The 24,655-nt window shown below is 47.0% G+C and carries 22 protein-coding genes; 16 read left to right on the top strand and 6 right to left on the bottom strand.

What is annotated here, in order from left to right; all coding sequences use genetic code 11:
* The 12 genes from DWW90_RS20700 to DWW90_RS01230 all read left to right on the top strand — a co-directional run.
* Positions 1–194: hypothetical protein (locus tag DWW90_RS20700; protein WP_233547621.1), on the top strand; the 194-nt coding region annotated here is incomplete at its 5' end.
* Between the two features lie 1,012 nt (positions 195–1,206).
* Positions 1,207–3,546 carry a penicillin-binding protein 1C gene (gene pbpC / locus DWW90_RS01185; protein ID WP_122343681.1) on the top strand — a complete coding sequence of 780 codons (2,340 nt, stop codon included), beginning with the start codon at positions 1,207–1,209 and terminating at the stop codon, positions 3,544–3,546.
* A gap of 64 nt (positions 3,547–3,610) precedes the next feature.
* Positions 3,611–3,820 carry a hypothetical protein gene (locus DWW90_RS01190; RefSeq protein ID WP_115499506.1) on the top strand — a complete coding sequence of 70 codons (210 nt, stop codon included), beginning with the start codon at positions 3,611–3,613 and terminating at the stop codon, positions 3,818–3,820.
* Positions 3,820–4,134: a hypothetical protein gene (locus DWW90_RS01195; RefSeq protein WP_122343682.1), complete on the top strand. Its 315-nt coding sequence runs from the start codon at positions 3,820–3,822 to the stop codon at positions 4,132–4,134. Before DWW90_RS01190 ends, DWW90_RS01195 begins: the two co-directional genes overlap by 1 nt.
* 159 nt (positions 4,135–4,293) lie before the next feature.
* Positions 4,294–4,521: a ferredoxin family protein gene (locus DWW90_RS01200; protein WP_122343683.1), complete on the top strand. Its 228-nt coding sequence runs from the start codon at positions 4,294–4,296 to the stop codon at positions 4,519–4,521.
* A gap of 9 nt (positions 4,522–4,530) precedes the next feature.
* Complete coding sequence (locus tag DWW90_RS01205) at positions 4,531–5,616, top strand: 3-methyl-2-oxobutanoate dehydrogenase subunit VorB (protein WP_122343735.1); 1,086 nt, start codon at positions 4,531–4,533, stop codon at positions 5,614–5,616.
* A 21-nt stretch (positions 5,617–5,637) separates the two neighbouring features.
* Positions 5,638–5,811: a hypothetical protein gene (locus DWW90_RS20595; RefSeq protein ID WP_167451656.1), complete on the top strand. Its 174-nt coding sequence runs from the start codon at positions 5,638–5,640 to the stop codon at positions 5,809–5,811.
* Positions 5,812–5,904: 93 nt separating this feature from the next.
* Positions 5,905–6,669: a thiamine pyrophosphate-dependent enzyme gene (locus DWW90_RS01210; RefSeq protein WP_115499503.1), complete on the top strand. Its 765-nt coding sequence runs from the start codon at positions 5,905–5,907 to the stop codon at positions 6,667–6,669.
* Between the two features lie 25 nt (positions 6,670–6,694).
* Entirely contained in the window at positions 6,695–7,054 is a 360-nt protein-coding gene (locus DWW90_RS01215; RefSeq protein ID WP_115499502.1) for a four helix bundle protein, read from the top strand.
* A gap of 42 nt (positions 7,055–7,096) precedes the next feature.
* A complete protein-coding gene (locus DWW90_RS01220; protein WP_122331900.1) occupies positions 7,097–7,639 on the top strand; it encodes a 2-oxoacid:acceptor oxidoreductase family protein in 543 nt (180 codons plus the stop codon).
* A 128-nt stretch (positions 7,640–7,767) separates the two neighbouring features.
* Complete coding sequence (locus DWW90_RS01225) at positions 7,768–9,879, top strand: putative porin (protein WP_122343684.1); 2,112 nt, start codon at positions 7,768–7,770, stop codon at positions 9,877–9,879.
* A gap of 4 nt (positions 9,880–9,883) precedes the next feature.
* A complete protein-coding gene (locus DWW90_RS01230) occupies positions 9,884–10,711 on the top strand; it encodes a transporter substrate-binding domain-containing protein (protein ID WP_122343685.1) in 828 nt (275 codons plus the stop codon).
* Positions 10,712–10,810: 99 nt separating this feature from the next.
* Here DWW90_RS01230 and DWW90_RS01235 read toward each other — a convergent pair whose 3' ends face one another.
* Positions 10,811–12,355: an ATP-binding protein gene (locus DWW90_RS01235; RefSeq protein WP_115499498.1), complete on the bottom strand. Its 1,545-nt coding sequence runs from the start codon at positions 12,353–12,355 to the stop codon at positions 10,811–10,813.
* A 188-nt stretch (positions 12,356–12,543) separates the two neighbouring features.
* On the opposite strand from DWW90_RS01235, the gene DWW90_RS01240 reads away from it, so the two are divergent.
* On the top strand, positions 12,544–13,827 hold the full coding sequence (locus DWW90_RS01240) for a DEAD/DEAH box helicase (RefSeq protein WP_122343686.1): 1,284 nt from the start codon (positions 12,544–12,546) through the stop codon (positions 13,825–13,827).
* Between the two features lie 103 nt (positions 13,828–13,930).
* On the opposite strand, the gene rho is transcribed toward DWW90_RS01240, so the two are convergent.
* From rho to aspS, 5 genes are all read right to left on the bottom strand, one after another.
* Positions 13,931–15,985 carry a transcription termination factor Rho gene (rho, locus tag DWW90_RS01245; protein WP_122343687.1) on the bottom strand — a complete coding sequence of 685 codons (2,055 nt, stop codon included), beginning with the start codon at positions 15,983–15,985 and terminating at the stop codon, positions 13,931–13,933.
* Positions 15,986–16,168: 183 nt separating this feature from the next.
* Positions 16,169–17,503, bottom strand: coding sequence for a tRNA lysidine(34) synthetase TilS (gene tilS, locus DWW90_RS01250; RefSeq protein WP_122343688.1), 1,335 nt, complete (start codon positions 17,501–17,503; stop codon positions 16,169–16,171).
* A 4-nt stretch (positions 17,504–17,507) separates the two neighbouring features.
* Complete coding sequence (locus tag DWW90_RS01255; RefSeq protein WP_115499495.1) at positions 17,508–18,272, bottom strand: zinc ribbon domain-containing protein; 765 nt, start codon at positions 18,270–18,272, stop codon at positions 17,508–17,510.
* Position 18,273: 1 nt separating this feature from the next.
* The gene (locus tag DWW90_RS01260; RefSeq protein WP_122343689.1) at positions 18,274–19,371 is read right to left on the bottom strand and encodes a Nif3-like dinuclear metal center hexameric protein; all 1,098 of its coding nucleotides are present in this window, start codon (positions 19,369–19,371) and stop codon (positions 18,274–18,276) included.
* Positions 19,372–19,445: 74 nt separating this feature from the next.
* Positions 19,446–21,203, bottom strand: coding sequence for an aspartate--tRNA ligase (gene aspS / locus DWW90_RS01265; RefSeq protein ID WP_115499494.1), 1,758 nt, complete (start codon positions 21,201–21,203; stop codon positions 19,446–19,448).
* Positions 21,204–21,430: 227 nt separating this feature from the next.
* On the opposite strand from aspS, the gene DWW90_RS01270 reads away from it, so the two are divergent.
* From DWW90_RS01270 to DWW90_RS01280, 3 genes are all read left to right on the top strand, one after another.
* On the top strand, positions 21,431–22,165 hold the full coding sequence (locus DWW90_RS01270) for a 1-acyl-sn-glycerol-3-phosphate acyltransferase (protein ID WP_122331896.1): 735 nt from the start codon (positions 21,431–21,433) through the stop codon (positions 22,163–22,165).
* Between the two features lie 284 nt (positions 22,166–22,449).
* Positions 22,450–23,643 (top strand): saccharopine dehydrogenase family protein, encoded by a 1,194-nt coding sequence (locus tag DWW90_RS01275; RefSeq protein ID WP_115499492.1) that lies wholly within the window; start codon positions 22,450–22,452, stop codon positions 23,641–23,643.
* Positions 23,644–24,654 carry a radical SAM protein gene (locus tag DWW90_RS01280; RefSeq protein WP_122343690.1) on the top strand — a complete coding sequence of 337 codons (1,011 nt, stop codon included), beginning with the start codon at positions 23,644–23,646 and terminating at the stop codon, positions 24,652–24,654. It abuts the gene before it with no gap.
* Position 24,655: the final 1 nt, after the last annotated feature.

The following is a 24,655-nucleotide window of genomic DNA, read 5'->3' on the forward strand; positions in this document are numbered from 1 at the left end:
ACGACCGTCCTAATCGCCATTACGACCGTCCTAATCTTCGCGAGCTGCCGAGTACACTACACATTAGCACGGTCATAATGGCAAAGAGGACGGTCGTAATGGCGGAAAACATTCAAAAAAGCGGAAAAAGTCCCTTTTTGAGCTCAAAAAAGTGGATTAACATTTGTTTTGTTTCGGATGTCTTTTGGGCTTGAAAAATGCGTTTTTTACAATAAGCCCCCCTAAGTAGTTGAAAGTTAGAAGAGATCGTAAACGATCCTGTTCCCGCGCTTGACGCGGGGCCGCAATAAAACGGTCCTTATCAATCAGTTGTTTATACGGTCGGTTTTAATGCGATCCCGCGTCAAGCGCGGGAACAGGATCGTTTACGATCTCTTCTACCTTTCAACTCCTTAGGGGGGCTTATTGTAAAAAACGTATTTTTCAGGCTCGAAAGACATCCGAAACCGAACAAATGTTAATCCACTTTTCAGCTGTCAAAAAGGGGCTTTTCCCTATGATCCGGAACCTTATCGCCATGAAAAGGGACTTTATTGCTCTGATCCGGAACTTTGTTGCTCTAAAGGTTGACTTCATATAGCGCGAAGTCAACCTTCAGAGCGATGAAGCGTTACTTCAAGGCAATTTTCTGCGCACCTCGCGGCAACAAGCCTTCATAATTTCCTTGGGATATTTGAAACGCAGTCCGCCTTCGTTCGCAAATATTCGATTCTCCGGGAGTTAAAGTTTATCACTTTGCCGACGTTTCCGTTTTTTGGTAATCAAATTGTACGCTTTCCGGAATGGGCTGCGCACCTCATCTCCCCTGTTGTCAGTTGAGCAGGCTAAAACCATGAAAAAAGTCAATTCAAAATCAATCAACTTTTCGGACGAAATAGAAAAATGGCCGAGGGGAGAGGTTATTGTACATTCCCTCATTTTTACATTATTTTTCCCTTTTTCTTTGTTTATTTCATATCCGCCGCTTTCTTTTGGGATAACCGAGACTGCCTGCCTTTATACGATCCCACATCAAGTGTTGATGGACTGCACTTTTATCCGGATAAAAATGTATTATCAGCGCACTTTTATCCAGATAAAGCAGAAACGCATCTATTTTTTATACTATCTTTGCTTGTGAATAGCTACTTCAAATAAGCATCATATATGGGCCCCTGTATGCTATTGGAAATATATGACAATCTTCGTTTCAAATAAACAGAGGCAATGATTCATCTATTCTTCATAAAACTATTGATAGAAGTCGTTATGTATCTGGCTGCTCCCCGGACTATCTTTCCGGAGTCCTGCTCTACCCTGCTCTATTCTTCCGAAGGGCAGTTGTTGGGAGCGCGGATCGCACCGGACGGACAGTGGCGCTTTCCGCCGGCGGACACGATACCGGATAAGTTCGTTACCTGCCTCCTGACATATGAAGACAAACGCTTTTACCGGCATCCCGGAATAGACCCGATCGCCATCGCACGGGCGGCACGGCTCAACCTCACGGCTCGCCGGGTGGTTAGCGGCGGAAGTACCGTCACGATGCAACTGGCACGCATTGCAAGAGGAAACCGCAACCGTACATTATATGAAAAAGCGGTCGAAACTGCTTGGGCATTACTGTTGGAAACGGCATACAGCAAGGATAAGATACTTAACCTCTACGCTTCACATGCCCCGTTCGGGGGGAACGTGGTCGGTATAGAAGCGGCCGCATGGCGCTATTTCGGGCGAAACGCAGCCGAGCTGTCGTGGGCCGAAAATGCCACACTTGCCGTATTGCCCAACTCGCCCGCCCTGATTCATCCCGGACGTAACCGGGAGAAATTGAAGGCCAAACGCGACAAGCTATTAGCATCTCTGAAGAAATCGGGAGTACTGGACGAAACGACATACGAACTGGCCTGCATGGAACCGCTGCCCGACGCTCCTGTCCCGCTACCCGACGAAGCGCCCCACCTGCTCGAACGGCTGGCAGCCGACGCTCCGGGAACGCGTATCACGACCTCCGTCCGCCAAATGCTGCAACGGCAGGCACAGGCGATCGTCAACCGGTATGCACGCGACTACAGTTCCAATTATATCCATAACCTGGCCGCCCTCGTCACCGACACCGAAACAGGCGAAGTACTTGCCTATGCCGGAAACGTCACCTTCCGGGCCGATGCCCGCAAGGGAAACCAGGTCGACATCATCACCTCGCCCCGCAGCACAGGCAGCATACTGAAACCGTTCCTTTACGCCGCCATGCTGCATGACGGATTACTGCTTCCGGGCACACTCGTCTCGGATGTACCATTGAACATTAACGGCTTCACGCCCCAAAACTACAACAAGACGTTCTACGGGGCTGTCCCGGCACACCGGGCGATCGAACGTTCGCTCAATGTCCCGTTGGTACGGATGCTTTCCCAATATAACACCGGGCGGTTCATGTCGCTGCTGAAAAAGTTAGGGATGACTACACTCCGTTTTTCGGAAGAACACTATGGCGCTTCCTTGATCTTGGGAGGTGCGGAAGGGACGTTATGGGATCTGACAGGGATGTACGCTTCGCTGGCGCGGACGCTTTCGCACTACCGGCCCTACAATGGGCGTTACAACCCGGCCGATATCCACCCGCTGACACCGTTTCCGGCTCATGCCGACACCCCTATCCTGTCTGTTGCCGACAAACGGCTCACAGACCGTCCTCTCCTCTCTGCCGCCTCCATCTGGTTCACTTTCGAAGCGATGTCTGCCCTGAACCGCCCGGAAGAAGAGGCGGACTGGCAACAGTTCGAATCGATGAAGCAGGTGGCCTGGAAAACGGGAACAAGTTACGGAGGACGTGATGCCTGGGCGATCGGGACAACTCCGCGCTATACGGTAGGCGTATGGGTGGGGAATGCTTCGGGCGAAGGGCGTCCGGGTTTGACGGGTGTGGGAAATGCGGCTCCTGTCCTCTTCGACCTTTTCTCGCTGCTTCCGGGAGGCAACTGGTTCGATATGCCTTACGACGAACTCGAACCGATGGCGATCTGCCGTCTCAGCGGGCATAAGGCTTCCGCTATCTGCGACCAGGTCGATACGCTCTATATGCCCCGCTCGGGCAACGGCACGGCGGTTTGTCCCTACCACAGGCTTGTCCATCTTTCTGCAGACGGGCGTTTCCGGGTGAACAGCTCTTGCGAATCGGTGGACCGGATGATCACGCGTTCCTGGTTCGTACTGCCTCCCTCGCAGGAATATTATTACCGGAATTACCATATCGACTACGCTCCCCTGCCTCCGGTCAAACCGGGATGCGCCCCCGAGCAGAGCCGGCAGATCGAACTGATCTATCCGGAGCATAACGCCATCCTCTACCTGCCCAAAGGCTTCTCCGGAAAACCGGAAAAGTTCATCTTCAAAGCAGCTCATGCACGCTCCGACGCCACCCTCTACTGGCATCTCGACGCCACCTATCTCGGCGAAACAACCGGCAACCACCAAATCGCCTGCCAAGCTGATCCGGGCAAACATCTGCTGACGCTGATAGACAATTTCGGGAATCAGAGGAAGATATTGTTTGAGGTAAAATGATTGTTACTTTTGGCTTGTTTAATTGATTTATAATTCGTTCTTTTGTAAAACATTCAATTTATGTATGAAGAAAAAGAAAACTACATATCGTTTAGCAATGAAAGAGCAATCTTCTTGTTCTTTGCATGAACCGGAGATAGCATATGGACAATCTCAAAGAGACGTTGATGTTTATGCTGTTATCTCACAAAAAGAGCTTGACGAAAACTGCCTGACTTTAGCTGAATCAAAACGTCTGATAATGGAAAAGATCCACAAACACTTTACCCCTTAATGGACGTTTATATTGACAAACGGGTACATCAGCAAATAGAAGACTTTTACGATGTAGCTTTATTAAGACACCCTTCATTAGATGAAGTCACAGTAATGCGTAAAATCCAGCGTTTGTATGATGCGCTTGAGTTATTAGGGCTCTATGCTTCCATTTATCCGATTTCACGTATAAAAGAAGAATGGATAACCAAAGGCTATAGGGAATATATTATTGAAGACTTTCATTTTGCATATCAGATTTACAAAAAAGAAAATGGCGAAGTTTTTGTCCGGGTACATGATGCTTGCCATAGCTTCCTTTATCACGAATAATTTTCAGACACATACAATCGGTCACCCGTTTCTCCGAGCAAACAGCCTGGTCGCATTATTAAAATCGGGAATAAAAGATTCTATCTATAAAGTTTTTACTACCTTTGGCAATCTTAAACAAAATAGTTAGTGTTACATTAGTTTTTAAATATAGAAATTATGGCGAAGATTAAAGGAGCTGTTGTTGTAAACACAGAACGATGCAAAGGCTGTAACCTTTGTGTAGTAGCCTGCCCGTCGGATGTACTCGAATTGCATCCGCGCGAAGTAAACAACAAGGGATACCATTATGTGTATATGAAGAACCCTGACAACTGCATCGGTTGTGCAAGTTGCGGGTTAGTTTGCCCGGACGGGTGTTTAACCATCTACAAAGTAAAAATATAATTGACAGATATGGCAGAAGATGTAAAATTAATGAAGGGTAACGAAGCCATCGCACATGCGGCTATCCGCTATGGTGTGGACGGTTATTTCGGTTACCCGATCACTCCGCAATCGGAGATACTGGAAACCCTGATGGCAGAAATGCCTTGGGAAACCACCGGGATGGTCGTGCTACAGGCTGAAAGCGAAGTAGCAGCTATTAATATGGTATATGGCGGTGCCGGTACAGGTAAACGTGTGATGACCTCTTCGTCCAGCCCTGGTATCAGCTTGAAACAAGAAGGCATATCTTATCTGGCAGGTGCCGAACTGCCTTGCCTGATCGTGAACGTGATGCGTGGCGGTCCCGGTTTGGGAACAATCCAGCCCAGCCAGGCTGATTATTTCCAGACGGTAAAAGGCGGCGGACATGGCGACTATCGCCTGATCACGCTTGCTCCCTCTTCCGTACAGGAGATGGCCGATTTCGTCGGATTGGGTCTTGAACTCGCTTTCAAATATAACAACCCTGCAATCATCCTCGCAGACGGTATTATCGGACAGATGATGGAAAAAGTGGTATTGCCTCCTTTCCATACGCGCCGTACGGAAGAAGAAATCATTGCCGAATGTCCTTGGGCTGCACAAGGGAAGACTGCCGGCCGTAAGCCAAATGTCATCACATCCTTAGAATTAGACCCGGCAACGATGGAAGAAAACAATATTCGTTTCCAGGCTAAATACCGCAAGATTGAAGAAAACGAAGTACGTTACGAAGAATTCCAGTGCGAAGATGCCGAATATCTGCTGATCGCTTTCGGATCATCCGCCCGTATCTGCCAGAAAGTGGTGGAAAATGCGCGTGCGGAAGGTATCAAGCTCGGCTTGCTCCGCCCGATTACGCTGTGGCCGTTCCCTAAAGAAGTGATCAAGGCCTATGCCGACAAAGTGAAAGGAATGCTTTCTGTCGAGCTGAACGCCGGACAGATGGTAGAAGACGTTCGCCTGACTGTGAACGGAAAGATAAAGGTTGAACATTTCGGCCGCCTCGGTGGTATCGTGTTCACTCCGGATGAAGTACTGAATGCGCTTAAGGAATTAATAATTAAGAAGTAAAAATTAAAACTGATTCTTCTTATGAAGCGCGGAAGTAAAATTGATATGATATTGACCTGGTTATTCATGGCGTTAGCTGTTGCAGCAGTAATCTGCTATTTTGCTTTGCCGGAAAACCGCCTGCCGTTCCTTTATTGCGGCGGTGCGGCGATCTGTTTCCGCCTCGTTCAATATCTGATGCGATTTATTAACTAATAATATGCCAATTGAAAAATGTGCCAATGTGCCAATTATTAATTGTCTTTTCATTGGCATATTGGCAAATTAGCAAATTGAAAAATTATTCTTATGGAACTTAATGAAATAATTAAACCGGAGAACCTGGTGTACGAAAAGCCCGGGTTAATGAACGAAAATCCCATGCACTACTGCCCCGGTTGCAGTCACGGTGTCATACATAAGCTGATCGCCGAAGTGATTGCCGACATGGGTATGGAAGACAAAACGATCGGTGTCTCTCCCGTGGGATGTGCCGTATTTGCGTATAACTATCTGGATATCGACTGGCTCGAAGCGGCTCACGGACGTGCTCCGGCTATCGCAACCGCCGTTAAACGCCTGAATCCGGAGAAAATGGTATTTACTTACCAGGGTGACGGTGACTTGGCTGCAATCGGTACCGCCGAAACAATTCATGCCGCCAACCGTGGAGAAAATATTGTAATCGTATTCGTCAACAATGCCATCTACGGCATGACCGGAGGTCAGATGGCTCCTACCACACTGGAAGGAATGCCGACATCGACCTGTCCCTACGGCCGTAATATTGCCTTGAACGGTTATCCGCTGAAAATCGGCAATCTGCTCGCCCAACTGGAAGGAACCTGCCTGGTTACACGCCAGAGCGTTCAGACTGCCGCAGCCGTTCGTAAAGCAAAAAAGATGCTCCGCAAGGCTTTTGAAAACTCGATGGCCGGCAAAGGTACATCGGTTGTAGAATTTGTTTCCACCTGTTCATCCGGCTGGAAAATGACACCTGAAAAGGCTAACAAATGGATGGAAGAGAATATGTTCCCGTTCTATCCGTTGGGAGATCTGAAAAATAAAGAATAATTTGCCAATTAGATAATGTGCCAATATGCCAATTAATACCAGAAATATCATACTTGAAAAAAGTTTATCTTTTGCTCTCTCAATAATTAACTTTTGTGAAGAACTGGAGCAGCATAAAAAGTTTGTTATTTCTCATCAACTTTTAAAAAGTGGCACATCTATCGGGGCAAATATTAATGAAGCCCAAAATAGTGAAAGTCGTGTAGATTTTATTCATAAATTTAAGATAGCGGCTAAAGAAGCAGAGGAGACTAAATATTGGTTATTACTTTGCCAGAAAGCCCCCAGCTATCCATACGAAGAACAATTACTTCATGATCTTTCAGATATACTACGGCTTATAAACAGCATTATTAATTCAGCCAAAAAGTCTGTGCAATCTTAAATTGGCACATTGGCAAATTGGCACATTAGCAAATTATCAGCAATGAAACAAGAAATTATTATAGCAGGTTTCGGTGGGCAAGGTGTTTTGTCGATGGGTAAAATATTGGCTTACTCCGGACTGATGGAAGGAAAGGAAGTAAGTTGGATGCCTTCTTACGGGCCGGAACAGCGTGGCGGTACGGCAAACGTAACGGTTATCCTGAGTGACGACCGTATCAGCTCTCCGGTTCTGAACGAATATGACATCGCCATCATTCTGAACCAGCCCTCTATGGACAAGTTCGAGAACAAAGTGAAAAAAGGCGGTATCATCATTTACGACGGATACGGCATTCATACACCTGTGAAACGTACTGATGTGAGTGTATATCGTGTGGATGCAATGGATGCAGCTACTGAAATGAAGAACGAAAAGGCATTCAATATGCTGATCCTCGGCGGACTGTTGCAGATCGTTCCGATGGTGAAACTGGAAAACGTATTGCTGGGGTTGAAAAAATCCCTGCCTGAACGTCACCATAAGCTCATCCCGATGAATGAAGCGGCCATCAAGAAAGGTATGGAGATTATACAGAAGATGTAATAATGTGCCAATATTTCAATGTGCCAATATGCCAATGAGGCAATGTGCCGATAAATATACTAACTAATATTAATTGGCACATTGACACATTGTCCATATTGGCACATTATTATTATCTTTGCCCCACAATGAAGCATAGCTTATACATATTATTATTATTGATAATATCCGCTTCGGCCCTGCATGCGCAACGCCGCCCGGGCGGAGAGAGGAAAGGATTCTCGCTTGGCAACCTTTCTAAAGCAAACCAGGAAGTACCTGACAGCCTGCTGATTCCGGATAGCTCGTCGATTAACGACAGGCGTGTAACCGCATACCGGCTTACTCCTTTGTTAGGCGATCCTTATGTCGCTCCGATGGATACGCAGAGACTGAACTTTGCCAACAGCACACTGGTGGAAGCAGAATCCCTCGCAGTCGGTTATCTGGCTAACACAGGTTCACCGGCACAGACCCGTATCTTTTCCGATCGCAAGGAGCCTCGCGACTTCATATTCGCCGATCCCTACGATTATTATATCACAGATCCTCTCAATGCAGAGTACTACAACACAAAAATCCCTTATACGAATGTGATGTACACGACTATGGGAGGGAGTGACAGTAAAAACGAACGGTTGAAAGGCACATTGACGATGAATTTCGGTCCGAAAATTAATGTGGGTGGGGATTTGGACTATATCTACAGTCGCGGGTATTATAAAAACAACGGTAATAAACTGCTGAGTTACCGTCTTTTCGGCAGCTACAAGTCGGACCGCTATGAAGCGCATGCCTACCTGAGCAACTTTAACTTTATCAATTACGAAAATGGCGGGCTGGCCAATGACTCTGTAATTACCAATCCGGATCAATACTTTGCCGGAGAGAGAAACCAGGGTGACCCGAAAGCATTCGACATCCGCTATCCGGTCAAAGCCTGGAACCGCGTACGCGGCAAACAATATTTCCTGAGCCATCGCTATAACCTGGGTTTTGAGCGCGAATTGGAAGAAGAGGTCGACTCGCTCGGCAATCCGGTGAAAGTCTTTATTCCGGTATCCAGCATCATCCATACATTGGAATATCAGGACAACCGCCGTCGTTTCCGGTCGGAAGAAAATAAGAACCTGAACGAATGTTATCTGACTCCGGATGGTGATCCGCGAGTATTCGGGCTGGAGAACGGTACCGGTGTTGACGACCGGACCTCCTATTGGAATCTGAAGAATACATTCGGACTATCCCTTCGTGAAGGGTTCCAGGATTGGGCTAAATTCGGAATCACAGCTTTCGCAACCTTTGACAAACGTAAATTCCAGCTTCCGGCAGAAATCCCGGGACTATCCTATAATCCGGAAACGGGTAGCGGCATATACGCTTCTCCCTCCACTCTTAATTTCCCGATCACGCAGGCCTATGACGAATTTTCGACCTATATCGGAGCGGAAATATCCAAACGCCAGGGAAGTATCCTGACCTATAATGCCCGTGGGGAACTTTGTGTCGTAGGTGATGATATCGGAGAATTCCGGGTAACAGGAAACCTGCAAACCAAATTCAAATTATTCAAGAAAGATGCGACGATCAGTGCGGAAGGATACATCAAAAATGTAACCCCTGCTTTCTATATGCGTCACTTCCACTCCCGTTACTTCTGGTGGGATAACCGGGATATGAACATGATCCAGCAGATTTATGCCGGAGCCAAAATAGACTTGGAATCAACCCGGACACAATTATCCGCCGGCGTCGAAAGCATACAGAACTATGTATTCTTCAACAAACAGGGTATGCCGGAACAGAAAAGCGGAAACTTGCAAGTGATAAGCGCCCGTATCAAACAAGACATCATGTACCGGGCTTTCGGTTGGGAAAACGAAGTTGCCTATCAATTGAGCAGCGACAAAGACGTACTGCCGCTACCGCAGATCAGCCTGTACACAAATATGTATGTAAAGTTTAAAGTAGCAAAAGTGTTGACTATGCAGCTTGGAGCCAATATGTATTATAACACTTCCTATTACGCTCCGTACTACGAACCGGCTACCCAGCAGTTCCAATTGCAGGACGAAGTGAAAGTCGGCAATTACCCGCTCGTCAACGCTTACGTCAATTTCCATCTGAAACAGGCCCGTTTCTTTGTGATGGGCTACAACCTGAGTTCCAAGTTCGTCAATCCGAACTACTTCTCGCTGGCGCATTATCCGCTGGATCCGTTTGTCCTGAAAATGGGCGTGGCCGTTACATTCAATAACTGATTTTATGAAATCGAGGAAGCTGATAGGAGTCTATGCCGGACTGCTGATTATAGCCGTTGCAACCATGATCATGCTATGGCGCCTGAAGACGATGCAAAAAGCAGAAATACTCCCACGCGATTATCCGGAGATAAAGCAAGAAGGAATCCTGCGGATGGTGACCGAATACAACCAGTCCGGTTATTATGTGGCAGGCGACACGATAGAAGGTTTTCAATACGAACTGAGCCAGGCGATAGCCAAACTGTCCGGTCTGGAAGTCCAGACTCATCTGGAGATGAGCCTTGCCGAAAGTTTTCAAAAGCTTGAAGAGAACAAATGCGACATTATTGCCCGCAACATTCCTATCACCAGCGATATCAAAGAAGAATATCTGTTCACGGAACCGATCGTACTCAATAAACAAGTCCTGGTACAGCGAACGGAAGAAGCCAATAAAGGGATCAAACCGCTCCGTAATCAGCTTGACCTCGCCGGTAAAACCCTATATATACCGAAAGATTCTCCCGCCCGGCTCCGGCTCCAGAACTTGGGACATGAGATCGGCGATACGATTTATGTGGTAGAAGATGAGCTATATTCAGGTGAACAACTCGCCATCATGGTGGCCAAAGGAGATATCGATTATGCCGTTTGCGACCAACAGATTGCTACACTTTCCCAAAAGCAACTCCCCGAAATAGATATCAAAACAGATATAAGTTTCACGCAACTTCAGTCGTGGGCAGTCCGCAAAGACTCTCCCATCCTGCTCGACAGCCTGAACAGCTGGCTGGACCAGATTCGGAAAAACGGGACATTTGATAAGATATATAAGAAATACTATAAATAATATGCCAATAAATCAATGTGCCAATATGCCAATGTAAGAATAGACCGCATATTGCCGGATTCCCAAATTGGCACATTGGCATATTATTTCATTGGCACATTATTCATCATGCGACGGCAGTATGAAGAAGAAAGTTGAACCTACTCCAAGCTCCGACTCCACGTGCATGGAACCGCCCATCTTCGTCACTAATCCCTGACAGATGGCGAGCCCTAAGCCGATGCCTTCCACATAATCGTTCACCTTGACAAAGCGGGTAAAAAGGCTATCCAATTTATCTTTTGCTATACCGATACCCGTATCCCTGACATAGAACTCCAATTTTTTATCCTGCAGACAAGTATATCCCAAAGTAATGCTTCCCTCCTTGGTATTCTTGATGGCATTATTCGCCAGATTATTAATCAGCTGCAACAAACGGATACTGTCTGTCCCGAATGTACAAGAGGCACACCCTTTTTCAAGAAGTAGCTGAACTCCTTCCGGCATACGCAATTTAACGGAAGCGAACGTCGTGTCCATCAAGTCATTTATATCGACAGGCGCATAACTGATCTTGATTGCATCCGCCTCTATTTTTGACAGATCGAGGATATCGTTTATTAATTGCATCAATAACTGGTTGTTTGCCTTGATGATTTCATAATACCCCTGGCGCTCTTCGTCAGAATCGGCAAAAGCCATCAATTCCGAAAAACCCGTGATCGCATTCAACGGTGTACGGATCTCGTGGCTCATATCGGCCAGATACTTTGATTTCATCTTATCGGCAAGTTCCGCTTTATGCTTTGCTTCCTCGAGATTCAACTCCTGCCCTTTACGCTCTTGTATATTGATCGTACATCCCAAGACCACAAGCGCCCTCCCCTGCTCATCGCGCTCGTAAACGGAAGCGGACGACTCACGCCAATGATATGCATCCATGCCCGGATATTTCACACGTAATTCTATTTTTATTTCCGATATTTCACCCCGGCATAATTTACGAAAAGCTTCATCATGCATCTCTCTATCATCCGGATGGACACGTGCGGCAAAACGCAGCCAAGAGATTTTGACCAACTCGTCTTCCTTTCCCGGAAGCCAGTTATTTACCTGGACAACCGAGTCGTTATAATTTCGTTTGCTTTCCGGATTCACAAAGACCGAACAGAGGCGGATATCATTAGAGGACAAAGCCATTTTGGTGAGTACCTGAGAACGGCGCAGTTCATTTTCCATCACTTTACGAGATGTGACATCACGCCATAAAGCTAACAATAAAGGCTTGCCGTTACTCAATGAGATGGGGAATTTGGTTACTTCTATATCTTTCCGGACACCACGCTTATTCGTTATCCTACCCTTAAACTCTACCGTTTTACCCGTATTCATAATATCACTGTCCAATATCAGGCGCTTTTCAGCCGACATAATGGCATCGAAATTAAGTTCAAAATCATTATGTCCCTCAACCTCATTTGTGTAGATACCGGTAATTTCTTCCATAAAATGATTCCAATAAAGATACTTGAAATCATTCTCTGCATCTTTTACAAATACACCTAACGGTAGTTTATCCAAGATTGTATTAATCAGTTCATGTAATGAATCCTGATTCCGTAAGATCGGTAGAATGTCACTTCCTCCCTGTGTGCTGCCCATAACAATAAATGCTTTTAAACGCTAATGTGGGTATAAAGATATTTATTTTTATTACAATATGCCCGCAAACCCTCATTAAAATCAACCCTCGATTGAAAAAAAACAGCAATTTTAAAAGAAGAGCCATGCTACTAATAATAAATATTGCCAAATATTATATACCTTTACCGGGAATTTAATGATGAAAGATGAGATTTGACGAATTGGATTTAGAAGAGGCTGTATTGGACGGCCTCGATGCGATGAATTTCCAGGAGACGACTCCTGTACAGGAACTAACGATTCCGGTTATATTGGAAGGGAAAGACATTATTGCCTGTGCACAAACAGGGACAGGGAAAACAGCGGCTTATGTGTTGCCGGTGATCAACGAACTCAGTAAAGGATTACATCCGGCCAATGCAATCAATGCCGTTATCATGGCTCCTACGCGTGAACTGGCACAACAGATTGACCAACAAATAGAAGGTTTCACCTACTTTGTTCCTGTCTCCGCCGTTGCTGTGTACGGGGGAACGGATGGTATTGCCTGGGAACAACAGAAGCGTGGCATGGAAATGGGGGCCGATATTGTGATTGCGACTCCAGGGCGTTTGTTGTCCCATATCAAACTGGGTACGGTCGACCTGTCGCAGGTTTCCTTCTTCATCCTGGATGAAGCAGACCGGATGCTCGACATGGGATTTTATGAAGACATCATGCAAGTGCAGAAACTGCTGCCTGAAACTTGTCAGACCATTATGTTCTCTGCAACCATGCCCCCCAAGATCCGTACGTTAGCCAAAACGATCTTGAAGAATCCGGAAGAAGTCAAAATCGCTATCTCGCGTCCGCCCGAATCGATCATGCAAACGGCTTATATCTGTTACGATATGCAGAAACTGCATATTCTGGAAGATCTGTTTTCACAAAGCCGTCCCCAGCGTGTCATCATATTTTCATCGTCAAAAATGAAAGTGAAGGAACTGGCTGCCACGCTGAAACGAATGAAGTTCAACGTAGCCGCCATGCACTCCGACCTCGAACAGTCACAACGCGAAGAGGTAATGAAAGAGTTCAAGAACGGACGTATCGATATTTTGGTCGCAACCGACGTCGTATCACGTGGTATCGATATCAATGATATCAAATTGGTTGTCAACTTCGACATTCCCCACGATCCGGAAGACTATGTACACCGTATCGGCCGTACGGCTCGCGGTACAGGCGGAGAAGGTTTGGCAATTACCTTTGTCTCCACAGAGGAACAGGCCCAATTCAAACGTATCGAGCAATTCCTGGAAAAAGAGGTGTACAAGATCCCGATCGACCCGAAATTCGGAGAAGCCCCTTTGTATGAACCGGAAAAGTACGCCAACGTACGCCGTGGCAGAGGACGCCCCCGGAAAGACAGCGGAAAAGGCAACAGCCGTCCGGGAGGAAATTCCGGCAACGGACAACGCCGCCGGGGAAGACCACGGAAGGATGCTTAACTCATAAGAATATACCTCCTAAAGAAAGAAGCAATGTTAGCAAATAAAAAACGCAGATCAAGCATCAGCCTAATCTGCGTTTTTATTTATTCTTTCTATTTATTTATCCGTTCATCGAAGCCAGAAACTCCATATTATCGAATGTCTGTTCCATGCGTTTCTTGACAAATTCCATAGCTTCCATAGAGTTCATATCGGCCAGGTATTTACGCAAGATCCACATACGGTTTACAGTACTTTCATCCTGCAACAAGTCATCACGACGCGTACTGGAAGCCGTAATATCGACAGCCGGATAAACACGCTTGTTTGCCAGCTTGCGGTCCAACTGCAATTCCATATTACCTGTACCTTTGAATTCTTCGAAGATCACATCATCCATCTTAGAACCAGTCTCTGTCAACGCTGTTGCCAGGATCGTCAGGCTACCGCCGTTTTCGATGTTACGGGCAGCACCGAAGAAACGTTTCGGCTTCTGCAAGGCGTTAGCATCCACACCACCGGAAAGAACCTTACCGGAAGCAGGCTGAACGGTATTATAAGCACGTGCCAGACGTGTAATAGAGTCTAACAGGATCACAACATCATGACCGCATTCGACCATACGTTTTGCCTTGTTCAATACGATTTCGGCAATCTTCACGTGACGTTCCGCCGGTTCGTCGAATGTAGAAGCGATCACTTCCGCATCCACGCTACGGGCCATGTCGGTTACTTCTTCCGGGCGTTCGTCGATCAGCAGGACGATCATATACACTTCCGGATGATTTGCTGCAATCGCATTGGCAATATCTTTCAGCAGCATCGTCTTACCGGTCTTCGGCTGTGCCACGATCAGACCACGCTGTCCCTTTCCGATCGGCGAGAACAGGTCTACAACACGTACGGCGATATTATCATATACTTTCGGAGCTTTACGGGCCGTCAGCATGAACTTTTCATCCGGGAAAAGCGGAGTCAGATGATCGAAAGGAACACGGTCGCGAACCTCTTCCGGCGTACGGCCGTTGATCTTGTCTACTTTTACAAGCGGGAAATACTTTTCACCTTCCTTCGGAGGACGAATAGCACCTTCCACCACATCACCGGTCTTCAGACCGAACAATTTGATCTGTGACTGCGATACGTAGATATCATCCGGGGAAGTCAAATAGTTATAATCGGAAGAACGCAGGAAACCATATCCGTCAGGCATCATTTCCAATACGCCGACACCTGTCAGAATGCCGTCAAATTCGTATTGCTTTTCCTGAGGCGCGTTATTATTGTTATTATTGTTGCGCTGGTTGTTATGATTATTCTGATTGTTCTGCCTGTTGTTATTCTGACGAGGAGCGTTCTGCTGTGGAGCCGGTTGTTCGCTTTGTGCCTTCGGTTCCGGTTTAGCAGGTGTAGAAGAGAACGGGAAAAGCTGGTCGAGAACCGATTTGGTATCCGGATGGCGGAATACCACACGTTTAGGTTCTTCTGCTGAAGCAGGAGCGGCAGGAGTTTCTGCCACGGCAGGTTCCACTGTTACTTCGGGAACTGCTTCAACCGGCAGTTCTTCACCGGCAGATTCTACCACAACGGGAGGAAGCAACGGCTTTTCAGCTTTATCAGCCTTTTTCACTATTACCTTCTTTGCAACAGGCTTTTCTTCTTCAACCGGAGCGTTGGCCGGAGCCTCGGTTACCTGAGCGACTGCTTCAGGTGCAGAAGAGGGAGCATTGGCAGAGACCTGATTCTTCGAAACGACAACTTCGTCATTCTCCCGAGTCGGGACAGCAGCGCCAGCCACCTTATCTTTCTTTTCGATACGAGTCCGTTTCTTACGTTCGGGCTGTTCCTTGGTTTCTACTGCAACTTCTTCAACCGAACCGGCTACGGGTGTGGCAGGAGCGGCAACCTTTGTTTTAGTATCGGCTTTTGCGCCTTTCGGGGCTGCAGCTTTAGGAGTTTTCTTAGCCTTGGTTTGCCTTTCTGCTTTCTTAGCCTCCTTCTCTTTCTCCTTTTCAGCCTGAATGCCGGCATATGAGATAGCCTGTTCGTCAAGAATTCTGTATACAAGCTCCTCCTTTTTCAAAGAGCTTACTTTTTTAATACCTAACTCTTCCGCTATACTTTGCAACTCAGGAAGGAGTTTTTCATTTAGTTCTAGAATGTTATATTTTTGCATAATGCGAAGTGAATAATAAAAACGGCGTACGACACGACCTGGTACGGTACGCGTACAACGCAATCATTGTATCTTTTATAATTTGATAATTAATAATTTCATGTGAAAACCGGATTGTTCAGCTAATTTGAATCATTAGTAACACATCTGCGGAGTAAATCTGTGCAAATGTAATAATATTTTTTATTTACTCTCGCTTTTTGTCGGAAAAAAATGCACAACTAACACGCTTTTAGTCATTTTGTCCAAACAAAAACGGTTATCCGGCCGTTCTCCCACAACCCAGATAACAGCGTCTCCACTGCATAAAAGCCACGTTTGTTCCTTGTCGAGACGACTGAACTTACGATCCGAAAAATAATCGCTCAGTTTCTTGCGCCCTTTCATTCCGAAAGGAATAAACCAGTCTCCTTCTTTCCAGGTACGCAATGTAAGCGGGAAAGTCAGCTTGTCGTAATCAAAATAAGCGATATTCTTATCTTTCCGGATGTGGAAATCTTCCTTAATAACAACCTTTTCGAAAGAAAGTTCAACGGGTCCGAACCAGTTCTGCTCGCAGCCGGTCAACGTATATTCTTTGACCTCTTCTTTTACAAGGGGAGAAAGCAAAAGATAATCCCGGTCTTTTATCAGTCTGTGAGTCGAAGAATAAAATACCTTGCCCGGTTCTTTCGTCAGGGAGAGATAAACAGCTTCCGCTACCAGGCGGGTGAAATTATAGGTTTTGAGCAGTTCATACAAGATAGCATCAGGAGAAGGATAACGCATTAAAGCCGCAATGGAAAAACGGTCGCCCGGTTCGACAACATGCCTCCTCGCCTCCTCCACGACATGCAGATAAACAGCTTCGGTAGCCGCCAGATGTTCGGAAGTACGGGCTATCGCCGTCTTGACAGAAGGATTGAGTTCCTCTAAAAGAGGAAGGACGCGCAGGCGGATAAAGTTACGGGTATAGGCATCCGATTCATTTGTACTGTCAGTAACATACATCAGATTGCGCTTGGCAAGCCACTCCAGGATATCCGCACGGCTTACGACAAGCAAAGGACGCACCACAAATCCATTCCTCGGCCGGATACCGCTCATCCCCCGGATACCGGTCCCGCGTACCAGATTCATCAAAAGCGTCTCCACACTGTCGTCGCGGTGATGGGCTACGGCAATGGCCTGCGCCCCTGTTGCGAGACGCTGCTCTTCAAACCAGTTATAGCGCAATTCACGCGCTGCCATTTCAATCGAGAGATGACGTTCCGCCGCATATTGCCGGGTATCGAAATCCACTTTCAGGAAAGGCACATTCAACTGTCTTGCATATTCCCTCGTGAACTGTTCGTCGCGCATGGATTCGTCGCCACGCAAATGGAAATTACAATGCGCCGCAATACAGGAATAGCCCGACTCCACCAAAAGGGTGAGTAGGGCTATTGAATCTGCTCCGCCACTTACACCGACCAAAACCGGAAGGCTTTCTGTAAGCAACTGATATTTCTCTATATATGCACGTACAACGTCGCGCATATACTTATTCTTCTATGCCTGCCAATTCAGGGTCGATCATGATACGACCGCAATATTCGCAAACGATGATCTTCTTACGCAATTTGATATCCATCTGCTTCTGGGGCGGGATCTTGTTAAAGCAACCACCGCAAGCATCACGCTGGATATATACGACAGCCAAACCGTTACGCGCACCTTTACGGATACGTTTGAAAGCAGTCAACAGACGCGGTTCGATATTCGCTTCCAGTTTCTTTGCTTTTTCACGCAATTTTTCTTCGTCCTGCTTTGTCTCGGAAATGATCTGTTCCAGTTCACTCTGCTTCAGAGTCAAATCGGCTTTACGGCCGTCCAGTCTTTCGGTCAGTTCGGCAATCTCGGCTTTCTTCTGAACGATCGCTTCTCCGAATTCACGAATCTTCTTTTCAGAGAATTCAATTTCAAGTCCCTGGAATTCTATTTCTTTAGACAAGTTATCGAATTCACGGTTGTTACGCACGTTATCCAACTGCGTTTTATATTTTTCAATCAGACCGGTAGACTCCGTGATCTTATGTTTCTGTTCTACAACAGCATTCTCAAAGTCCTTGATTTCTGTCTGATAGTTCTGAAGACGTGTTTCCAGACCTGCGATCTCATCTTCCAGGTCCTGCACTTCCAAAGGAAGCTCGCCGCGAAGCGTTTTGATCTTATCAATTTCAGTCATCATCGTCTGAAGCTGATACAGTGTAGAAAGCTTTTCTTCAACTGTAATCTCTTTTTCAGCTGATTGTTTATCTGTAGCCATTCTATAAATATTTTACCGGGTTTGAATTAACATTCGAAAAATGTACCGCAAAGGTAGGGAATTTTTTCGATATTATCTTATAAAAGATGTCTTTTGTACAGACTTCGCTTTCATAATGACCTATAACAGCCAGCAGAATACGGTCCTCAACATCGTAAAAATCATTGTATTTAGCCTCTCCCGTAATGAAGATGTCCGCACCATAACTGATCGCATCCTTGATCAGAAAAGCGCCGCTGCCTCCGCATAAAGCGACTTCCCGTATCAGTTTGCCGGTCAGGGCGGAATGTTTCACACAGCCCACCTGAAACAAATCTTTTATCCGTTGCAGGAAACCCAGCTCGTCCTCTTCTTCGGGCAACTCTCCCACTACACCGGAACCAACCTGATCCCAGGCATTATCCAGGGAATAAAAATCAAAGACAGGCTCTTCATACGGATGGACGGAAAGCAGCGCACGGGTGACCGTCGATTTACGGAAAGCCGGCAATACCATTTCGATACGCACTTCCGGCTCTACATGTAACTCGCCTATTTCACCGCAGAACGGGTTCGTGCCTTCGCCTGCACGGAACGTTCCACTCCCCGATAGGTTGAAACTACAGGAGTCATAATCCCCGATAGTCCCTGCTCCGGCATTGAACAAGGTTGTCCTGACCAACTCGGCGTAGGCTTCCGGCACAAAAGTGACCAGCTTCAGCAAAGCCCCTTTCTGCGGGCTCAATACACGCACATTTTCCAGCCCGATCAGTTCCGCCAGGCGGAAGTTCACGCCTCCCGCCGCATTATCGAGATTGGTATGAGCCGCATAGACCACCAGATCATACTTGCACGCCTTCATCATACACCGCTCGATATAGGTAGAACCCGTCAAAGACTTAAATGCTTTAAAGGCCAAAGGATGATGAGAAATAATCAGGTTACAACCCGCCTCTATCGCCTCGTCGACCACCTCTTCAGTCACGTCCAGGCAAAGAAGCGCACCGGTGGCAGGCTGGTTCACATCGCCCACCTGCACACCTGCGTTGTCAAAGCTTTCCTGCAATGGCAACGGAGCGTATTGCTCGATTTCTTTCAGAATATCCTTAACCCTTACCATAATCAATAATTTATCAATTCGTCAATATGCCAATCTCTTTCATTGGCATATTGGCACATTACCCAATTATCACATTATTCCTTTATATCTACTTTCAGGCACAGTTCTTCCAACTGTGAATCGTCCAGTTGACCGGGAGCATCCAGCATGACATCGCGACCGGAATTGTTTTTCGGGAATGCGATACAGTCGCGGATAGAATCCAGGCCGGCAAACAGAGACACCCAACGATCCAGGCCATAAGCCAAACCACCGTGAGGAGGCGCACCATATTTGAAGGCATTCATCAGGAAGCCAAAACGCTCCTGCGCCTTTTCTTCGGTGAAGCCCAACAACTGGAACATCTTATCCTGCAATTTGCTGTCATGGATACGGATAGAACCGCCACCCACTTCAACGCCATTGATAACCATATCGTACGCATTCGCACGAACGGCTCCCGTATCGCTATCCAGCAACGGGATATCTTCGGGTTTGGGAGACGTGAACGGGTGATGCATAGCATAGAAACGCTGGTCTTCTTCGCTCCACTCGAACAGCGGGAAGTCGATCACCCACAGGCAAGCAAACTTGTTCTTGTCGCGCAGTCCCAACTGGCCGGCCACTTCCAGACGCAATTCGCAAAGCTGTTTGCGGGTCTTCATCGCATCGTCACCAGAAAGGATCAGGATCAGGTCGCCCGGCTTAGCACCGAAGGCTTCCTTCATCTGCTGCAAGACTTCCTGCGTATAGAACTTATCTACGCTTGATTTCACGTTGCCGTCTGCTTCCACGCGGGCATAAACCATGCCTTTCGCGCCGATCTGCGGACGTTTTACAAATTCTGTCAGCGCATCCAGCTGTTTGCGGGTGTAAGTCGCTGCACCTTCCGCACAGATACCACCGATATAGGCAGCACCGTCGAATACGGAGAAGCCGTGTCCCTTCATGATGTCCATCAACTCGACGAACTTCATGCCGAAACGCAAGTCCGGCTTATCGCTTCCGTAATATTTCATGGCATCGTGCCAGGTCATACGCGGGAAGGCTTCCTTTATCTCGACACCACGAATGGTCTTGAACAGGTGTTTGGCCATTCCTTCGAAAATATTCAACACATCTTCCTGTTCCACGAAGCTCATCTCGCAGTCGATCTGTGTAAATTCCGGCTGGCGGTCTGCGCGCAGGTCTTCATCGCGGAAACATTTCACGATCTGGAAATAACGGTCGAAACCGGAAACCATCAGCAACTGCTTCAACGTCTGCGGAGACTGCGGCAATGCATAGAACTGTCCGGGATTCATGCGGGAAGGCACCACAAAGTCGCGTGCTCCTTCCGGAGTGGAGTTTACCAGCACCGGAGTTTCCACTTCCAGGAAACCTTGCTTGTCCAGATAGTTACGCACCTCGAAAGCCATCTTATGACGCAGTTCCAGGTTCTTGCGGACAGCGTTACGGCGCAAGTCCAGATAACGGTATTTCATACGCAGGTCGTCACCTCCGTCCGTCTCGTCTTCAATCGTGAAGGGAGGAGTTACGGCTGCATTCAGGATATTCAAGTCTGAAACAATGATTTCGATCTCACCGGTAGGAATGTTCGGATTCTTACTGGAACGTTCGCGAACGGTTCCTGTTACCTGGATAACATATTCGCGTCCCAATTTATTCGCTTTCTCACAAAGAGCAGCATCCACTTCCTGGTTAAACACCAATTGCGTAATACCATAGCGGTCGCGGATATCCACGAACGTCATACCACCCATTTTACGGGTTTTCTGCACCCAGCCGGCCAGCGTAATCACCAGGCCTTCGTCAGCAAGGCGCAGGTCGCCACAAGTTCTTGTTCTATACATTATATTTATATTTTAAACTATTATAAAATCAATTTGGTCACAAACAAATAAAATGATATGTAAACCGCCGCAAAGATAGGAAATATATGGACCTTATTATAATGTAAGATAAAAAAAGAAAGCCTCTGGGAGAAACCAGAGGTTCAAAAGTAGAATTTTTTTTATACTTTTGTTACTTCGTTAATGAGGATAAAGTCAAATTTACAAAATACAATTTAAAGGATAAAATGGAAAAAATCATTTCGTATCCGCTTTCAGCTATCTACTATTTGTTATTCGGAATTACACTGGGATGCTTCCACGCGGTACAGTGGGTATGCTTCAACCTCTTTGGTTACAAAGCTCATAAAAAGAGTGTGGATGTCATGAATTTCTTCTTAGTTGCTAACACACGCATATTGGGAACAAGATACAAAGTGAGCGGATTAGAGAAACTCCCGACCGGCTTGCCTCTTATAATCGCCTCGAATCACCAGAGCATGTACGACATCACCACCATTTGCTGGTTCATGCGCAAGGTACATCCTAAGTTCATAAGTAAAATCGAATTAGGCAAAGGCATTCCCAGCATTTCATACAACCTCAACCACGGCGGTTCTGTGCTTATCAACCGAAAAGACCCCAAACAGGCACTGACTGCCATCCGTGTAATGGCTGAATATATTGAAACAAACAAACGCTCGGCAGTCATATTCCCGGAAGGGACACGAAGCAAAACAGGCAAACCCCGTCCTTTTGCCGAAAACGGACTGAAAATCCTCACCAAGTATGCTCCGTCGGCCTACGTTGTACCAATCACCATCAACAACGCATGGAAAATAACCAAATGGGGCTACTTTCCTTTAGGGCTCGGTAACTGCATCGAACTGATCATCCACGACCCAATTCCGGCGAAAGCAAAACCTTTCCCCGAACTTTTCACTGAAATCGAGCAGACTGTTACCGGCAGCATTAAGTTCTGAGAATTGCCGTGTCCAGCATGCCTGCACTTTTGTTTCACCATCCCTAATGCTCTGAAACTTTTGTTTCACCTTTTTCAACAGCATGAAACTAAAGTTTCATCTGCAGGAAACTTTTGTTTCACCGGCAAGAAACTTTAGTTCCATCAGGGAGAAACTTTTGTGTCATCCGCAGGGAAATCTTTTTATTTCCGACCTTACCCGATTATTCAAAGAATCATCGTATATTTGTGGTTAGGTTTAAAACCTTGTAAACTGTATATTAACAAGATTAATTCTATTAGTAAATGGGAAGAGTATTAGTGATTGGTGCAGGGGGCGTTAGTACCGTTGCTGTTAAGAAGATCGCGATGAACGCGGATGTCTTTACCGATATCATGGTTGCCAGCCGTACGAAAAGCAAGTGCGACAAGATTGCTGCCGATATCAAAAATGTAAAGGTGCAGACAGCACAGGTAGACGCGGACAACGTGGAAGAACTGGTAGCCCTGTTCAACGCCTTTAAACCGGACTTAGTAGTAAACCTGGCTTTGCCCTATCAGGACCTTCATATCATGGATGCCTGCCTGGCATACGGCGTCAGCTATCTCGACACGGCCAATTACGAACCGCTGGACGAAGCTAAATACCAATACAGCTGGCAGTGGGCATACAAGAAGCGTTTCGAGGATGCCGGCCTGACCGCTATCCTGGGCTGCGGATTCGATCCGGGCGTGACAGGTGTATATACGGCTTATGCTGCCAAGCATCATTTCGACGAGATACAATATCTGGATATCGTGGACTGCAATGCAGGTGACCACCATAAGGCATTCGCAACCAACTTCAATCCGGAAATCAATATCCGCGAGATTACCCAGCGCGGTAAGTATTACGAAGACGGAGAATGGAAGGAAACAGATCCGCTGTCCGTACACAAGCCGTTGAACTATCCGAACGTAGGCCCGAAAGAATCCTACCTGATGTATCACGAAGAGTTGGAAAGCCTGACGAAGAACTTCCCGACAATCAAGCGTGCCCGCTTTTGGATGACTTTCGGACAGGAATATCTGACTCACCTGCGTGTGATCCAGAACATCGGCATGGCCCGCATCGACCCGATTATGTATAATGGACAGGAAATCGTTCCGATCCAGTTCCTGAAAGCCGTATTGCCGAATCCGGGTGATCTGGGAGAAAACTATACGGGCGAAACTTCCATCGGTTGCCGTATCCGCGGTATCAAGGATGGCAAGGAGCTGACTTACTACGTATATAATAATTGTAGCCACCACGCAGCCTACTTAGAAACCGGCGCACAGGGCGTAAGCTATACGACAGGTGTTCCGGCCATGATCGGCGCCAAACTGTTCATGCAGGGCGTGTGGAAGAAACCAGGCGTGTGGAACGTAGAAGAGTTTGATCCCGATCCATTCATGAAGGAACTGAACGAACAGGGATTGCCTTGGCACGAACTGTTCAATGTGGACCTGGAACTCTAAATGAACATTTATAACATACTGCGCCTCGGTACGCGAATCAAGAGCAGAAGGCTCAAGCTATTGGGACTTTGGCTATTTCATGTATTGGGAAAACGGTATATCGGAGTCTTTCTCGATCCGGTGCTGGCCTGTAACTTCCGTTGCAAGATGTGTTATTTCAGTGACGAGGAGAAACGGAAAAGCCTGCGGGGTTCCTTGAAATACGAAGAGATGGAAGCCATCGCCGGCAGCCTCTTCCACCGTGCCCTGAAACTTCAGGTCGGATGCGGGGCTGAACCGACGTTGCACAAGGATCTGGTCAAGATCATCGCGCTGGGGAAGAAATATCAGGTCCCATACGTTTCGCTTACGACCAACGGGAATCTGTTGACAAAAGAACAGCTGACCGCTGCCGTAGAGAACGGCTTGGACGAACTGACGCTTTCGGCACACGGCTTTACACGCGAGACATACGAGTATCTGATGACGAACGGCCGTTTCGACCTGTTCCGCCAGTTGCTCGCCAACGTCGCAGAGGTGAAGAGACTGCATCCGGAGTTTAAGTTGCGCATCAATTATACGATCAACAACGACAACCTGGAAGAACTGAGCCGTATCTGGGAAGTGGTCGGCGACGAACTGGATATCCTGCAACTCCGTCCGATCCAGAAAATCGGGGAAAGCGAATACAAGGATTTCGATCTGGTAAAGATATACGCCCGGTATGACGCCGTGCTGGTTCCGCTAATCGAAGAGTGCCGCCGCAGACAAATCACCTGCCTGGTGCCTGAGAAGCAGAACATCATTGTGCTGGAAGAAAACGAGGCGGACGATAACAGTATCGAAAAGATCACTTACTGTTACGTCTCTCCCCAGGAGTGCTGGCAGGATGATTTCGACTACCGGACGGAGACATTCGAATCGTATGCCGCCAGCCATCACATGGGGCGGCAACTTTTAGGCAAAGTCTTCGGACGGAAAGCTCGTAAGAAAGCGGATGTGACACGTAAAATGAATTATAACATCAAGTAAA

Source organism: Parabacteroides sp. AF17-28 (assembly GCF_003479205.1).
In the GTDB taxonomy this organism is placed as follows: Bacteria; Bacteroidota; Bacteroidia; order Bacteroidales; family Tannerellaceae; genus Parabacteroides; species Parabacteroides acidifaciens.